This is a genomic window from Terriglobia bacterium, assembly GCA_020072645.1.
Classification (GTDB): Bacteria; Acidobacteriota; Terriglobia; order Terriglobales; family Acidobacteriaceae; genus Angelobacter.
On the sequence record JAIQGK010000024.1, the window covers coordinates 28,033 to 42,720 of the forward strand.

A 14,688-nucleotide genomic window follows, 5' to 3' on the forward strand; every position below is an offset into this window, starting at 1 on the left:
TCCTACATGTCGTGAGACGATATCACGGCAGATTCAGGCAAGTCTCAAATGTTTTTAATTTTGTTTTGCAAAATAGTTCCAAAATGGAACAAATATTAACTTTTGCACATTTTTAGTTGCAATATATTGCACAAGCAGTTTCGTCATCCTCAAATAGATCGCCTAACAATCACGTATGATTGGCCCCGGAGAAAATCATGGTACTTCCCGCATACGTAGGCGCACTAGATAGCACGCGGCAGCGAGAAACGGCGCTGATCACCGGCGCATCGAGCGGCATTGGTCTTGATCTGGCAAAGTTGATGGCTCCCAACTTTGATCTGATCATCACCGCACGCAATCAGGCGGGGTTGGAAAAAATCGCCCAAGAACTGCAAGCGGCTCATGGGAACCATGTGCACGTGATTCCCGCAGACCTGACCCTGCCGCAAGCGCCGCAGCAGATATCCTCTGAGATCGAAAGGCGCGGGCTGCCGGTGGATATTCTAATTAACAATGCAGGCTTTGGATCTTACGGAGCGTTTGCGGAGAGCGATCTAAAGACCTCACTGGATATGGTGGAAGTGAACATTGCCGCCCTCACGGCGCTGACGCGGCTCGCACTGCCAGGAATGATCCAACGCAAGCATGGAAGAATCATGAACGTCGCCTCAACGGCCGGCTTTCAGCCGGGGCCTCTGATGGCAGTCTATTACGCGACGAAGGCTTACGTGATTATGTTTTCTGAAGCGATTGCCAATGAACTCAAGGGCAGCGGTGTAACAGTAACGTGTTTTTGTCCGGGAGCGACTGCCACCAACTTTGCCGAACGCGCGAAGATGGAAGAATCGCGGCTGTTCAAGATGGGAGCCATGAAGTCAAGAGACGTTGCTCTCATCGGGTACAAAGGGATGATGGCCGGAAAAGGCCTGGTGATCCCCGGCGTAATTAACAAGACGCTTGCGATGTCTGTCCGGTTCAGTCCGCGGAAACTAGTGACAGCAATTTCCAGGAGCCTGCAGGAAAAAGCAAAGTAGCGACCTGAAAGACTTGCTGCGCATCCAATGCCTCTATTGCTGTAAGCCAATTTCAGGAGAAGCTAATGGCGGTTTCGTGGAACAAGGACATAGACGCAGCGCTCAGCCAGGGCAAAACCCAACACAAGCCCGTGCTGGTTGACTTTAGCGCTGCTCCAGCGTGAGGAGCATGCGCTCGGCTGGAAGCCGAATCGTATGCTGACCCTCAACTCGCATCGTTCATCGACCAGAAATTTGTGCCTATTGGGGTGCACATCAAAGAAAATCCGGCTGGGTTCCATCGCTTTGATTCAGTCTGGACGCCAACCGCGCTGGTGCTGGACGAAAACGGCAAAGAGCGTCATCGCATAGAAGGTTATTTGCCAAAAGATGAATTTGCCGCACAGTTGCTGCTGGGACTGGCGCGGGTCGCCTTTATGCAGAAGAAATGGGCGGACGCGGAAAAGCTTTATGATGAGATCCTTCAGGAATATCCCAACAGTGAGGCAGCGGCGGAAGCGGTTTACTGGAAAGCCGTGAGCCAATACAAAGGCAAACACGACCACACTGTACTGGGCGAAGTGCAGAAAACGCTTCAGCAAAAGTATCCCAACAGCATTTGGGCAAAGAAGGCAATTCCCTGGGCAGCCTAAACCGACTGTGCAGCATTATTTGGAGCGGCAGAGAAAATCTGCCGCTTTACATTTTCTGCCTGCAACAAGTGTCGCCGCTGGTGTGCCATCATCCAGGGAAGCGCGGCGACAAGGCGCATTCTGAAAATTCCCTGCCCGACCTTGATCTTTGCCAGATCAAGTCCTTGCTGCTCCCGCATCAGCCGTTCCCATTCATCCTGCGCTTTCATAAAAGCCGACAGCACTTGCAGGGGATCATCGATTGCAGCGGGCGGACGCACGTTCTTGGGTGCGCGAATCCTGAACTTGGGTGGCGGCTCGGCAATCCATACTAACAGACGTCCATTGGGGCCTAAGGAGAACGGGCCCTCGCCAAATCTCTTCTCCTGCTTGGCCTGCTCAATTCCGCGCGCCATAATCTTCTGCACCGTTTCCGCGGTCATATTGAGATGCGCCAGGCACTCGGCAATGGACCATTTGCCGGGATCAGGGCGGCGCGTAAGTTCATCGGCAGAGACATTGTCCACCAGCGCCTGAGCGCGGCGGCGCGAATCTGCAATATCGCGAGAGACGGATTGAACATCAAATTTCATGGTCGTTTATCTTACTCCCACTCAATCGTTAAGTATGATCTTGAATGTGGCCTATTTCCCGGATTTGAGTTCGTACAGCTACTGCACTCTGCCGTCCGCCGCGCCCGCCAAGGTGCTTAACGTGGGTTGGCTGGATAAGAGTCATGGATTCCCTAAGGGCAAAGTTGATGATTCATTGCTGGCAAAGATCCTCTTTCTTTGCAGCACTCCGGTCAATCGAATGCGGGGTTGGCATCATTGCCCGTTCTGCGAGGCCTATCCTATTACCGTAAGTTCCGGGCACAAAGAATTGACACTCGGAGACGCGGAGATTCGAGTTCAAGGTGAAGACGAGATCGAGTACGCCGCGCCTACGCTGATTTACCACTACATGCGCGACCACGCCTATTTGCCGCCGCAAGTTTTTCTGAGCGCTCTCGAAACTGCTTAACTACATTCCTTTTATGTAGAGTTTACTCCCACTCAATCGTCCCCGGCGGCTTTGACGTAATGTCATACACCACGCGGTTGATGCCGCGAACTTCATTCACGATGCGCGTGGAAATTGCTTTGAGAACATCATACGGCAGCGGAACCCAATCGGCGGTCATGCCGTCTTCAGAGTGAACGGCGCGAATGGCGCAGGTGTAAGCATAAGTGCGCTGGTCACCCATTACACCCACTGACATTACCGGGAGCAAGACCGCAAACGACTGCCAAATCTGCGTGTAAAGGCCAGCGCGCCGGATTTCATTCACAACGATTTCGTCGGCCTCTTGCAGCAATGCGACCCGTTCCGGCGTGACCTCGCCCAGAATGCGCACGGCGAGTCCCGGGCCGGGGAAAGGCTGGCGCTGCAAAATCTCTTCCGGCATACCCATTTCCCGGCCGATGCGGCGAACTTCATCCTTAAACAAATCCTTTAAAGGTTCAATAAGCTTGAGCTTCATCTTGTCCGGCAGGCCGCCGACGTTGTGGTGAGACTTAATGGTCTGCGAAGGGCCGCGCACGCTGCGGGATTCGATGATGTCAGGGTAAAGCGTTCCCTGCACCAGCCAGTCTACTTTGCCGATCTGCTGTTCCAGCCGGTGCGCTTCCTGATCGAAGACCTCAATGAATTCATTGCCGATAATCTTGCGCTTCTTCTCCGGATCGATGACACCCGCAAGCTTGTTGAGAAAACGATCTGTCGCATCAACGGCCACAACGTTCAGACCAAGGCGGTCGCGCAAATTCTGTTGGACTTTTTGAAATTCATTTTTGCGTAGCACGCCGTTGTTGACGAAGACGGAGATCAGGCGGCGGCCAATAGCTTTATCGACCAAGGTGGCAGCCACGGCGGAATCAACGCCGCCGGAAAGCGCGCAGATCACTCTTCCCTGCTCGCCCACGGTCTGGCGCACCTGGCGGATGGTTTCGTCGATGAAGTGCTGAGGAGTCCAATCACCGCGCGCGCCGCAGATGTTGACTACGAAATTGCGCAACAGGTCAACGCCGCGCTTGGTATGGTGAACTTCAGGATGGAACTGCACCGCCCAGATCTTCTGCGATTCATTTTCCATCGCAGCCAGCGCGTTGCTGCTTCGGGCCATGACGGTGAAGCCGGCGGGGAGTTCAAGCGCCTCGTCGCCGTGGGACATCCAGACGTTGAGCGAGGGCGGCAGGCCTTCAAACAGTCGAGACTGGCCTTTGACATTGATTTCCGCGTGGCCATACTCACGTTTGGGGCCAGGACGGACTTTGCCGCCGAGCTTGTGCGTGATGAAGTGTAGGCCGTAGCAGATGCCGAGCACAGGCAGGCCAAGGGCGAGCACGCGATCATCGGCGGGTGGAGCGTCATGATCGTAAACGGACGAAGGCCCTCCGCTCAGAATGATGCCGACAGGCCGGTAGCTCTTGATTTCATCCAACGGAGCGGTACAAGGGAGGACGACGGAAAATACTTTGAGTTCGCGGATGCGGCGCGCAATAAGCTGCGTGTACTGCGAGCCAAAGTCGAGGATTACGATGGATTGTTCTTCCACGAACAATTATTTCTGATTCGCGCCAGACTGTAAAGGTAAAAGAGTGTAAACGCAAATCAAAGAATCGGGGTGTTCTCAACAGGCGTTCCGGAGGAAGTGGCGACAAGTTTTGGTCCAGCGGCGGGATCGACATGCGCGGCGGCCAGCGCGAGATAAGCGGCCATCCTGGCCATATAAAGGAAATCCGCCACGGCGAAGTACGCCAATGAAATGATTATCAAGAGCGTGAAATAACTCTGGGGTGAAGAGGCGACCATTCCTGATGTGAGCCCACAAATTGCCGTGACAATCAGTAGGACGACAACGCGAAAAAGCAGAAACACGAACCCCGTGCCAGCAAAATCAGAACGCTGCTGGCGGACGGTGTGGCGGGCCTGGCGTAGCGCGCCGCGAAAACTTTGGCCCTCGCGACCGAAAATTGCCGCCAGAGAAAGATACCAGTTCGCCGTGAGCCAGAAAGCGCTGATCAGAACAACCGATGGCAGCATCATCAGGTAATAAAGAACAAGGTCCGGCTGAGGGCCGTGAGTGGCAATAAGCATCTCGCCAACGCTGGCGGTGACCAACAATACCAAAGAGAACCAACTGATAAACCCACGCAAGAGCTGCAGCGCAAAAATGCTGCGGAAGCGGAGCGACGTGAGCCCCGCGCGCAACCTCCGGACGGTGGCGAAACGTCCCATGGCCGCGAGAATGCTCCAGATAAGGGCGATCGCCAATGGTACGCCGATGGCCGCAAACAGAATGACCTTGATTCCGAGAAGCAACATGACGGCCACAACCAGCTGCCCTATTCTTTGCGGATCGCGGCTTCCCCAGGCTGTGTCCCAGGCTTTTCCAACGTGCAATGGGCCTAAAAGCATCATGCCAACGCCGGCGACTAGCATGCAGGCCAGAACCGCAAATGACCAGCGCCAAAGAATCTCGACGAGAAAAATGACAGGGTCACGCGTGACAGCACGGAGACCCTGCGTAATGGGATTGGGAGGCTTGGACGTTTTTCCTTGCCACTCATCATTTGTGGTCATCTAACCACCACGTTGACGAGCTTGCCTGCGACAACAATTACCTTGGCGACCTGTTTGCCATCAGTGGCGGCACGCACTTTTTCATCGGCAAGGACGCGCTCACGCACGGCATCTTCAGGAGTGTCCGCGGGAAAGACGATGTGGCTGCGAAGCTTGCCGTTGACCTGGATTGCGTAGGTAATCTCGTCTTCTTTGGCCAAAGCGGGATCATAAGCGGGCCACGGATAACGGAGAATACTTTCACTTTCACCCAGGACTTCCCAAAGTTCGGCGGCAAGATATGGCGCGAAAGGAGCAAGCAAAAGCACAAGACGGCGCTGGATATCCGCAAGCAACGCCGAAGGAAATTTTCCGGAGCTGATTTCATCTTCGGCAGCGTAAAGCTGGTTTACAAATTCCATGATCGCCGCGACTGAAGTATTGAAGTGCCAGCGTCCCTGAAAATCTTCAGTGATGCGTTTGATGGTCTGGTGGAGTTTGCGCTCAATCTGGCGAGCCTTGGGTGAAAGCTCAACAGACGCAGAGGAACCAGCAGCGTTGCCGGATGAAGTCTTGCCGGCAATGCCGGCGTTGCGCATCACAAAGCGATAGGCCCGGCCGAGGAAGCGATGCACCCCTTCAACACCGGCTTCCTGCCAATCAAGCTCACGATCAGGAGACGTGGCGAAAAGCGAATACATGCGCGTGGAATCCGCGCCGAACCTTGCCACCATCTCATCAGGCGAAACGACATTGCCTTTGCTCTTGGACATTTTGGCGCCATCTTTAATGACCATGCCCTGGGTAAAGAGGCGCGTTGCAGGTTCGTCGTTATGCACCATGCCAAGATCGCGCATGAACTTGGTCCAGAATCGCGAATAAATCAAGTGCAAGATCGCGTGTTCAACGCCGCCAATATACTGGTCAATGGGAAACCAGTAATCGACAGTAGCGGTATCCAGCGGACGGTCCGCGAGATGGGCGTTGGTATAGCGGTAGAAATACCAGGATGAATCGACGAACGTGTCCATGGTGTCCGTCTCACGGCGGGCAACACCGCCGCATTTGGGACACTTGGCATTGACAAACTCCGGGACGCGTCCGAGCGGAGATCCGCCGGACAAGGTGATATCAACATTATCCGGCAACACGACCGGAAGATCCTTTTCCGGCACAGGCAGCACGCCACATTGCTCGCAGTAAAGCATTGGGATGGGCGTGCCCCAGTAGCGCTGGCGTGAGATGCCCCAATCCTTTAAGCGATATGTGACGGTGCGCTTGCCAAAGCCGCCCTTCTCCGCCTGGGCAGTCATTTTTTCGATGGCTTCCTGATTCGATAGCTCGCTAAACGGCCCTGAGTTAATGAGCAGGCTGTCTTTCTCCGTGTAAGGAAGCACAGGCGGTTCAGGCTCGCCAGGCGCGGGCGGCTGACCGGTCCTGCGCGGAAGAATGACGATGCGCGCTTCAAGACCATACTTCTGGGCAAATTCATAGTCGCGCTCATCGTGCGCGGGCACGGACATAATCGCACCGGTGCCATAGTCCATCAAAATGTAGTTGGCCACCCAGATTGGCACCTTTTCCTGGTTGAAGGGGTTGATGGCGTAACGTCCGGTAAAGACACCGTGCTTTTCGATTGCGCCAACATCGCCGGATTCCCTGGCGCGGTTTTGTTCGCGGACAAGGTCTTCAACCTTGGAATGCAAATGCGGATCGTTGCCTACCAACTCGGCGACGATAGGGTGCTCCGGCGCAAGCTGGATGGAAGTTGCGCCATAGATGGTATCGATTCGCGTGGTAAAAACTGTAATCTTGTCCGTGGCGGAGATGACGCCATCGATTTTGAAATCGACCAACGCGCCCTCGCTGCGGCCAATCCAGTTGCGCTGCATGGTGCGCACTTTTTCCGGCCAGCCTTCAAGCTTGTCGAGCCCGGCAAGAAGTTCGTCAGAATAATTAGTGGTGCGGACGAACCACTGCTCCAGATCACGCGTCTCAACCTGCGTTTCTTCATGACGCCAGCAGCAACCATCCACCACTTGTTCATTGGCAAGCACGGTGGCGCATTCCGGACACCAGTTCACCCGGCTCTTTTTGCGGTATGCCAAGCCTTTCTCGTAAAGCTTTAAAAAGAACCACTGGTTCCACTTGTAATATTCCGGAAGGCAGGTGGCGACTTCGCGCGACCAGTCATAGGCAAAGCCGAGCCGCTTCATCTGCGATTTCATGTGCGCAATGTTGCGGAGCGTCCACTCTTTAGGTGGAACGTTGTTTTTGATGGCTGCATTTTCCGCGGGAAGTCCGAAGGCGTCCCAGCCCATGGGATGGAGCACGTTGTAGCCGCTCATCCACATAAAACGTGCGAGCGCGTCGCCAATGGCGTAATTCCGCACGTGACCCATGTGCAATGCGCCGGAAGGATACGGCAGCATTTCCAGCACGTAATATTTCTTGCGCTTGCTGGTATGCGGCTCTGCGGCATAGAGCGCGGGATCAGCTTCCCAGCGCGCGTGCCATTTTTCTTCAATACGCTGCGGCTCGTAGCGAAGCTCGCGCTGCTCGGGTTGGTTCGCGGTGATTTCTATTTTGGTGTCGGACATCTCTGCTATGCTCTCTTCCGCTTTGCCGGGGCCGTGGCTACCTGTACCAATGATTTTAACGTCTCTATGTTACGCAAATCGTCGCCGGGATCTTCAATCGGCGTCTCCGCAATGAACGCCGCGTGCTCGGTGCGCGGATCGTTCAACAACCAGCGGAACGCTTCCAGGCCAATCGTGCCTTTACCGACGTGCTCGTGGCGGTCGCGCTTTGAGCCGCGCGCATCTTTCGCGTCATTGCAATGCCAGACCATTACGTTCTTCAACCCGATCGTCTCATCCAGCTTCTGCATGGTTTCATGCCATCCGGTTTCAGAAACAATGTCATAACCGGAAACGTGCGTGTGGCATGTGTCGATGCACGCACCCACCGGACACACGGGCCGCAGGTAGTGCAACAGATGCGCCACTTGATCAAACGATCCACCGAGAGAAAACTCCGAGCCAGCGGTGTTCTCAATCAGAACGCGAAGGTTGGATTTTTCCAGTTCCAAGCCCTCGGCGGCTTCTGCAATCGAGTGTGCGACTAACTCCAGGCCTTCTTCGCGGCTGCGTCCGCGAAAGGAACCGGGATGCAAAACCAGAAACTCCGCGCAAAGCGCGAGCGCGCGTTCCAGTTCTCCACGAAAAGCCGCCACCGACTTGCGATGAAACTCCGGCGTGGCGCTGGCCAGGTTCACCAGATAACTGCTATGAATGGCCATTGGGCCAATTCCATATTTCTCCCGCAAACCCCGCATGGCGTCACATTGCGCGGGCGACAGCGAGTACGGCTGCCACTGCCGTGGGCTGGAAGAAAAAATCTGGAACGTGTTTGCTCCCAGGCGGTAAGCCCGCTCCGCAGCCATCTCAACACCGCCGGCCGTCGAGGTATGTATGCCGATGCGCCTGGGACCAGGCTTGGGCGGCTCGCCTTCCGCCCATAGCAGCACGTCCTTCATGCTCAGCCGCTTGCGCTCATGAACGCCAAGGATTTTTGGCTTAGACATGGCAAGGCGCTTACGCTCTGGATTCCCTGAAGGCATGTGCTAAATGATTGATTTTAACATGCTAAAGATGGGTCGCAGAGCCGGGTGGCTCCCAGCTTTTGATTGCTACTGATGACAAAATCAAAGTAAACTGAAGGTCAACGAGGGCCACAATCATGTTAGTCGTAATGAAGGCGCATGCCACTGAGGAGCAGGTTCGCGCGGTTTGCGAGCGAATTGAGTCACTCGGTTACCGGGCGCACCCCATACCAGGGGAGCAGCGCACCGCCATTGGCATTACCGGCAATAAAGGCGCCATGGAGCAAGGCGTGCTGGACGAAATGTCCGGCGTGCAGGAAGTCATACACGTAAGCAAGCCGTACAAATTGGTAAGCCGCGATGCCAAGGAAGAAGATACGGTCATTACCTTTGCCGGCAGCGATGGAAGTTTTGGCGGTCGCGACCTGGGAGTAGTGGCAGGACCTTGCTCTATTGAATCCCGTGAACAGGCTTTTGCGATTGCAGAACGAATTGCCAAGGGCGGCGCCAGGTTTTTCCGCGGAGGAGCTTACAAGCCGCGTACATCGCCCTACGCATTTCAAGGTCTGGGAGAGGAAGCCCTGAAGATCATGGCGGAAATCCGCGACCGTTTTGGGCTGCGGATTATTACAGAAGCGCTGGACGAGGAATCATTGCATCTGGTGGCGGAATATGCGGACGTAATCCAGATTGGCGCGCGCAACATGCAGAACTTTTCGCTTCTAAAGAAGGTAGGACGGCTTCGCAAGCCGGTGATGTTGAAGAGGGGTATGTCCGCCACGCTGGAAGAATTTTTAATGGCGGCGGAATACATCCTAAGTGAAGGCAATTATGAAGTGATTCTGTGCGAGCGCGGCGTCCGCACTTTTGCCGACCACACGCGCAACACGCTGGACCTGAGTATTGTGCCCGCCGTGCAGCGGTTGAGCCATTTGCCGATTGTCGTTGATCCAAGCCACGGAACGGGAAAACGCAACAAAGTTCTGCCGCTCGCGCGCGCCGCAGTGGCAGTGGGCGTCGATGGAATCATGGTGGAAGTGCACAACGATCCTGAGCATGCTCTTTCTGATGGTGTCCAGTCTATCTTCCCTGATCAATTCGACGAGATGATGCATGAGATAAGGCAGATTGCGGCCGTGCTGCACCGCAACATCCAGCAGCCACGCACGCAGCCTGCAGTTGCCAAGGCCGGCAGATAACTTGCGAGCACTAACGTTAGCGGCATGTCTTGCCCTTGCCCTGCTTGCAGGCTGCAAGGACACGCCGGAACCCAGCGCTAATTATCGCGAATACGCCTATGTTTCCAATGGCGGCAGCAACAACGTAACCGTGATCGACCTGCGCGCCTTGTCAATCCTTGCCACCGTTTCAGTAGGACGCAGCCCGACGGGGCTGGCCGTGAATCCCCGAAAGAACGAAATCTACGTCTCCAATACGGAATCCAACAACATCAGCGTGATTGACGCCGAAACGAACAAGGTGGTTTCGACCATCGGCGTGCATCGCGCGCCATTTTTTGTGGACGTTTCTTCTGACGGCAAGCGAGCTTACGTGGCAAATTCCGGATCGGCTAACCTTTCAGTTATCGATCTGGACCAGCGCAAGGTGATCAAATACATCCCAACGGGGAATGGGAGCAATCTTGCGCGATTGACGCCGGATGGCAAGCTGGCGATTGTGGCGTTGAGGGATGAAAATTCTATCGCTGTTGTGGATACGCAAAAACTGGAAGTACGCGACAAAGTGGCAGTATGCGCCAAGCCAGTGGAGCTGGCGATTGTTCCGGATTCCAGCAAGGTTTTTGTGGCATGCAGTGAATCCCGGCAGGTGGCGGCAGTAGACCTAAAGACGGACAAACTGCTCACGTTGCTGGATGTGGGCAAGACCCCCGCGCATATTGCGGTGAAACCGGATGGCGGCGAGGTTTTTGTATCGAACTATGACGATAGCTCGATTTCTGAAATCGTGACCTCAACAAATGAGGTGAACAATACCTTCCAGATTGGGGACCATCCGGCACGCGGGCTGGTTTCACCGGACAATGCGCTGCTGTATGTGGCGAATTTTGGGTCCGATTCGGTAGCGGTATACAACATCGATAACGGCAAACGCACGGCCTCCGTGCCGGTTGGCAGCCATCCGGAGAGCATGGCGCTTTCCCCAAACCAGTTACTCTTACTGGTAGTAAACACCGGAAGCGGCGATATGACTGTGCTTTCATTGATCGACAACAAAGGCAGACCACAGCCGGACGTGCCGTCCCTGGAAACAATGATCCCATTAGGGAAAGATCCGCGGGCGATTGTGGTGAAGGCGTTTGTGAGCCAGCGATAATTACGGTTTGCTTTGTGCCTTGCTCAGTTTTGGAAAGGCAATAAGAAGCCCTTTTGGCGGTGCTTTTAGGCTGCCCACCTTTCCCGAGATACAGCCAAACAACTCCGGCAGCGTGACGTCCAGAGACATAGCGAGGAGCAGCAGCGTTCCCAGCTTGATGTCCACCTCGCCGTGTTCGATCGCTATGAGACGGCTAACGGAGAGTCCGGACCTTTCCGCAAGCTGCTCTAGCGTGAGTCCCATGCGTTCCCGCAGCTCATAAATGCAGCTTCCCACTGCTTTTTGAAAGGACATAAAGAAAAATTGCGCAATCATCCTCAATGAAGATTGAATGAAAATTCAAAACCTTTTGCTATTTCCTGATAAATGGCCGGCTGCTATCAGGCGCTGATCTGGTCGGCGTTTTCTTCGAGCGCGCGCACAAGCTGCCTCAGGGTTTCCAGGTTGTCCACTTGCGCCACAGACCTGACATGCAATGAGTTCATGACGGCCTTTGTCGCTTCAGATCCGATCCGCTCCTGCGCGGCTTCCAGCCGGCGAAGCCCTTGGGCGGCCGACTGCATGGTGGCCAAAACTTTCTCCAATACCACACGGTCGTTTATCTCTGAGGGCTTCCAGACGCGCGCTATGGCCTTCAGTAGTCCCCGGTACATGGCTTTGCCCAGCGGCTGCGCCATGGCTTCGATCTGCTGAATCATTCGCCTGTCTTCGAGCGAAATACTCGGCTCGTCGGACCGGGAATTCTTCTTCCTTTTGTCTGCGGCAGCCGGCTTCACCGCTCCGGATTCGCCGTGGGGCAAGGACCGCAAGCCTTTTCGCCATCCCTCGGGCGTAGCCCAGCCGCCAAGCTGCGGCGTTTCCGCCGGATGTCCATGTTCGTCCAGCTCCACCCATACGCCGCTAAGGTTATATAGATATCTTCCCAGTCCGAAACAGGAGCAGGCGCGCTTGAAAGCCTGCGCCTCGGCGCTGGTTCCAGCATTTTCGTTGTCCGTCCATTCCTCTCCGGTGGCGGAATGGGAACCGATTCCATGAATTGTAAGTTCGCACGTGACAAACACCTTGGCTGCAACTTTATTGTCCCGGCTGCGCTCGAAGGTAGCGCTGGTCTGGACCGTATATGTCCGCGTCCATCCTGCCGGAGTAAAGAGCTCATTCAGGCGGTCAGTGTAGGCCCGCTGATCAGCATAGGGAAGGACCTGACCGCGACTCCGGTCCTCGCTAACTCTTACCACCCTCCACTCGATCAGCGACGGGCTGAACGGCACCTCCAGTTCCGCAACAAATGCTCTTACCTTATCGATATTGAATCTTGATCCCAAGAAACCCGATGATGCCGGTGAGGATTTAGCAGTTTCATTGGGTCGAACGCTGGCAGGATTTTTCTTCAGAGCCGTCATGTGTCCCTCAATCAGTGTTAGATGTGCTTTCATATGAGCTTAGCGATCTCCGCATCAATAGCCTCCGCCTCTCCAGCTCAACCGATCCCGGCCACTTCCTGCCGGCGGACGTCTGGAAAAATTTGAGGATAGCTAATTCATTGGCGCGGATTTGTGTGCATTCCTCCATTTCTTCCCGAAGGATGTCCCGGATGCTCCTCATGCAAAACATCATATAGCGAATAAAAAGGGAATTCAAGGTATTTTTGGGCAAAATTTGCGATTTTTGTGAAGGCGAGCGTCTTCGGTCGCGGAAACGTAACTAAAATGATGAGCTTCTATTGTGTCCGGATAAATGCGAATGGTCGGATAGTTGGAATCGCCCTGATCAGCGCAGATTTAGGCCGCCATCAATGGTGAGAATCTGGCCTGTGATGAAGTGCGGCGCGGTGGCGAAATACATCACCGCGCTTACAACGTCCTGCGGCGATCCATTCTTCTTCATGGGCGTATGCGCGGCCAGACGCTGAAGGAGCTCCGGATCTTTTTCTCCCGCGCCAGCATCGATCATGCCAGGCGCAACGCAGTTAACGGCAATTTCCGGGGCCAGGGCCTTGGCCATTACCTTAGTAAGCATGTGAAGCGCAGCCTTGGAAGAACAGTAGTGCGCATGCGTAGCCCAAGGCTTCTCACCACCTAACGATCCCATATTGATAATACGGCCCTGGGCACTACGCAGCGAGGGAATGCAGCTTTGCGAAACCAGAAACGGCGCGCGGACATTCACCGCGAAAACTTCATCCCACTGTTCCGCTGTAATCTCTTCTATATTTGAGGTTTCAAAGACGCCCGCATTGTTGATCAGCAAGTGGATCTGACGGAAATGCTTCAGGACGGTTTCAACCGCTTTTCGGGCGCTTTCTGCCCGGCGCAGATCGCATTCGAAAGCAAGAGCCTGCACGCCGGTAGCCTCTATTTCTTTGAGCGTTTGTTCAGCTTCATTGGCGGACGAGCGAAAGGTGAATGCGACGTTCGCCCCGGACCGGGCCATGGCAAGCGCGATGGCTTTACCCAAACGGCGGGCCGCCCCCGTGATAAAAACCGTTTTGTCTTTCAAGTCTGTCACGCAGGCATTGTAAATGGGGGATTGGGACTACGGTTGCGCAATCGCCGAGGGGCGCTTTTGAGTGGCGGTGAGACCAGCAGCTGATCGGCAATGCATTAGGCACATCAGACAGAGAAGAAGCCCGCCAATCCACCTAAAAGATGAGCTGCTCAAAAAACTTAAGGTTCTTTAAAGATTCCTGCTAATATATGCGTTGTCACGCTGAGTCAGGCGCTCAGGTGAAGTCTTTCCCAGGGATTGGCAAAGAATGTTTTTGCTTTCTCATAGATCGTTGCGTGGCTTTGTTCTTGGCCTGATGTTTTTCCTGGCCGGGGGCACCATCTGCTGGTCGGATTCGTACGATCCGGACCCTTATGACGATATCCCGCCTGTCGTTACAGTCGATTTCAATTACGTTGTTCCCAGCCAGATCACCAGGCATGCCCCCAATATTCAGGTGGAAGCGCCGCAACGCATCGCTAAAGCGACCGGACAGCTGCTAGATTTTGCACTCCCACAACTCTTGATCCATAACGGCATCGCCTCTCTGCCAAGACAGGGCCCGCCGAATCTGCTAATACCCCTTAGACGCTAGAGCCTTCGTCCAAAGCTCTTGAGCCCAGAGCACGTTCAGGGTCCACCTAAAGTGAATTCAGAAAATTGGCAAGAAGTATCCGTTGCAGCAAAACGGATGAGTTTGCCAGCACATTCACACCAGAGATTCGTGGACTTTCTTGCAGGAATCGCGGCAATCCTGAAAGTGCTCCTCAAGCAGCAAGTTGAAATTCAGCAATCCCAAAATTGATTTCTTCATCGCCCTTCGGGGTGGTGAGGAAGGCCGGAATCGGGCTTCCGGCAAAGAGTCGGGCACCGGCACTGGTAGCCGGCTGGGCACCGCGCATCAGCCAAAACCAGATTTCGGTGCCCGACTTTTCCTGTTGAAGATCATCGAAGGCGCAATTCGCATATTGATCCGCCGCGGATTCCCACGTGCCATGGCTAGCATTCGCTTTCGTTAATTGTGCAATCTAGTTGC

16 protein-coding genes are annotated in these 14,688 nt (G+C 54.7%); 8 read left to right on the plus strand and 8 right to left on the minus strand.

The genetic code is table 11. From position 1 onward, the window contains the following. The first annotated feature begins 197 nt into the window (after positions 1-197). The 3 genes from LAO76_25600 (at position 198) to LAO76_25610 (ending at position 1,648) form a co-directional block, all read left to right on the plus strand. Positions 198-1,016, plus strand: a complete 819-nt coding sequence (locus LAO76_25600; protein ID MBZ5494315.1) for an SDR family oxidoreductase — start codon at positions 198-200, stop codon at positions 1,014-1,016. 65 nt (positions 1,017-1,081) lie between these two features. Further along, the gene (locus LAO76_25605) at positions 1,082-1,180 is read left to right on the plus strand and encodes a thioredoxin family protein (GenBank protein MBZ5494316.1); all 99 of its coding nucleotides are present in this window, start codon (positions 1,082-1,084) and stop codon (positions 1,178-1,180) included. 72 nt (positions 1,181-1,252) lie between these two features. Then, positions 1,253-1,648: a tetratricopeptide repeat protein gene (locus tag LAO76_25610; protein MBZ5494317.1), complete on the plus strand. Its 396-nt coding sequence runs from the start codon at positions 1,253-1,255 to the stop codon at positions 1,646-1,648. Here LAO76_25610 and LAO76_25615 read toward each other — a convergent pair. Then, complete coding sequence (locus tag LAO76_25615) at positions 1,645-2,220, minus strand: DinB family protein (protein ID MBZ5494318.1); 576 nt, start codon at positions 2,218-2,220, stop codon at positions 1,645-1,647. The genes LAO76_25610 and LAO76_25615 overlap by 4 nt on opposite strands. Here LAO76_25615 and LAO76_25620 point away from each other — a divergent pair. Further along, positions 2,219-2,650 (plus strand): hypothetical protein, encoded by a 432-nt coding sequence (locus LAO76_25620; GenBank protein ID MBZ5494319.1) that lies wholly within the window; start codon positions 2,219-2,221, stop codon positions 2,648-2,650. The two genes, LAO76_25615 and LAO76_25620, sit on opposite strands and share 2 nt — an antisense overlap. A gap of 22 nt (positions 2,651-2,672) precedes the next feature. Here the strand turns inward: LAO76_25620 and guaA are convergent, their stop codons facing one another. The 4 genes from guaA to LAO76_25640 are packed head-to-tail and all read right to left on the minus strand — an operon-like array spanning position 2,673 to position 8,768. Beyond that, positions 2,673-4,223 carry a glutamine-hydrolyzing GMP synthase gene (gene guaA / locus LAO76_25625; GenBank protein ID MBZ5494320.1) on the minus strand — a complete coding sequence of 517 codons (1,551 nt, stop codon included), beginning with the start codon at positions 4,221-4,223 and terminating at the stop codon, positions 2,673-2,675. 56 nt (positions 4,224-4,279) lie between these two features. Beyond that, positions 4,280-5,251 (minus strand): hypothetical protein, encoded by a 972-nt coding sequence (locus tag LAO76_25630; protein ID MBZ5494321.1) that lies wholly within the window; start codon positions 5,249-5,251, stop codon positions 4,280-4,282. Continuing rightward, complete coding sequence (gene leuS / locus LAO76_25635) at positions 5,248-7,830, minus strand: leucine--tRNA ligase (GenBank protein MBZ5494322.1); 2,583 nt, start codon at positions 7,828-7,830, stop codon at positions 5,248-5,250. Before leuS ends, LAO76_25630 begins: the two co-directional genes overlap by 4 nt. 5 nt (positions 7,831-7,835) lie before the next feature. Continuing rightward, positions 7,836-8,768 carry a deoxyribonuclease IV gene (locus tag LAO76_25640; GenBank protein MBZ5494323.1) on the minus strand — a complete coding sequence of 311 codons (933 nt, stop codon included), beginning with the start codon at positions 8,766-8,768 and terminating at the stop codon, positions 7,836-7,838. Positions 8,769-8,971: 203 nt separating this feature from the next. Between LAO76_25640 and aroF the strand changes: the two genes are divergently transcribed. Both aroF and LAO76_25650 read left to right on the plus strand, forming a co-directional pair. Next, the gene (gene aroF, locus LAO76_25645) at positions 8,972-10,033 is read left to right on the plus strand and encodes a 3-deoxy-7-phosphoheptulonate synthase (protein MBZ5494324.1); all 1,062 of its coding nucleotides are present in this window, start codon (positions 8,972-8,974) and stop codon (positions 10,031-10,033) included. A gap of 1 nt (position 10,034) precedes the next feature. Then, positions 10,035-11,168 (plus strand): beta-propeller fold lactonase family protein, encoded by a 1,134-nt coding sequence (locus tag LAO76_25650; GenBank protein MBZ5494325.1) that lies wholly within the window; start codon positions 10,035-10,037, stop codon positions 11,166-11,168. Here the strand turns inward: LAO76_25650 and LAO76_25655 are convergent, their stop codons facing one another. From LAO76_25655 to LAO76_25665, 3 genes are all read right to left on the minus strand, one after another. After that, positions 11,169-11,462 carry a helix-turn-helix transcriptional regulator gene (locus LAO76_25655; GenBank protein ID MBZ5494326.1) on the minus strand — a complete coding sequence of 98 codons (294 nt, stop codon included), beginning with the start codon at positions 11,460-11,462 and terminating at the stop codon, positions 11,169-11,171. It lies immediately after the preceding gene. A gap of 86 nt (positions 11,463-11,548) precedes the next feature. Beyond that, positions 11,549-12,601: a hypothetical protein gene (locus tag LAO76_25660; protein ID MBZ5494327.1), complete on the minus strand. Its 1,053-nt coding sequence runs from the start codon at positions 12,599-12,601 to the stop codon at positions 11,549-11,551. Between the two features lie 334 nt (positions 12,602-12,935). Beyond that, positions 12,936-13,673 carry an SDR family oxidoreductase gene (locus LAO76_25665; GenBank protein MBZ5494328.1) on the minus strand — a complete coding sequence of 246 codons (738 nt, stop codon included), beginning with the start codon at positions 13,671-13,673 and terminating at the stop codon, positions 12,936-12,938. A 247-nt stretch (positions 13,674-13,920) separates the two neighbouring features. Between LAO76_25665 and LAO76_25670 the strand changes: the two genes are divergently transcribed. Beyond that, positions 13,921-14,247: a hypothetical protein gene (locus tag LAO76_25670; protein MBZ5494329.1), complete on the plus strand. Its 327-nt coding sequence runs from the start codon at positions 13,921-13,923 to the stop codon at positions 14,245-14,247. Positions 14,248-14,431: 184 nt separating this feature from the next. Beyond that, positions 14,432-14,671 carry a hypothetical protein gene (locus LAO76_25675; protein ID MBZ5494330.1) on the plus strand — a complete coding sequence of 80 codons (240 nt, stop codon included), beginning with the start codon at positions 14,432-14,434 and terminating at the stop codon, positions 14,669-14,671. Positions 14,672-14,688 lie beyond the last annotated feature (17 nt).

Excerpts from the sequence above, each read along its gene's own strand:
- LAO76_25605 (MBZ5494316.1), top strand. The coding sequence starts at position 1,082 with ATGGCGGTTTCGTGGAACAAGGACATAGACGCAGCGCTCAGCCAGGGC.
- LAO76_25615 (MBZ5494318.1), bottom strand. The coding sequence starts at position 2,220 with ATGAAATTTGATGTTCAATCCGTCTCTCGCGATATTGCAGATTCGCGC.
- LAO76_25600 (MBZ5494315.1), top strand. The coding sequence starts at position 198 with ATGGTACTTCCCGCATACGTAGGCGCACTAGATAGCACGCGGCAGCGA.
- LAO76_25655 (MBZ5494326.1), bottom strand. The coding sequence starts at position 11,462 with ATGTCCTTTCAAAAAGCAGTGGGAAGCTGCATTTATGAGCTGCGGGAA.
- LAO76_25620 (MBZ5494319.1), top strand. The coding sequence starts at position 2,219 with ATGGTCGTTTATCTTACTCCCACTCAATCGTTAAGTATGATCTTGAAT.
- LAO76_25670 (MBZ5494329.1), top strand. The coding sequence starts at position 13,921 with ATGTTTTTGCTTTCTCATAGATCGTTGCGTGGCTTTGTTCTTGGCCTG.
- LAO76_25640 (MBZ5494323.1), bottom strand. The coding sequence starts at position 8,768 with ATGAAGGACGTGCTGCTATGGGCGGAAGGCGAGCCGCCCAAGCCTGGT.
- LAO76_25630 (MBZ5494321.1), bottom strand. The coding sequence starts at position 5,251 with ATGACCACAAATGATGAGTGGCAAGGAAAAACGTCCAAGCCTCCCAAT.
- leuS (MBZ5494322.1), bottom strand. The coding sequence starts at position 7,830 with ATGTCCGACACCAAAATAGAAATCACCGCGAACCAACCCGAGCAGCGC.
- aroF (MBZ5494324.1), top strand. The coding sequence starts at position 8,972 with ATGTTAGTCGTAATGAAGGCGCATGCCACTGAGGAGCAGGTTCGCGCG.
- LAO76_25660 (MBZ5494327.1), bottom strand. The coding sequence starts at position 12,601 with ATGAAAGCACATCTAACACTGATTGAGGGACACATGACGGCTCTGAAG.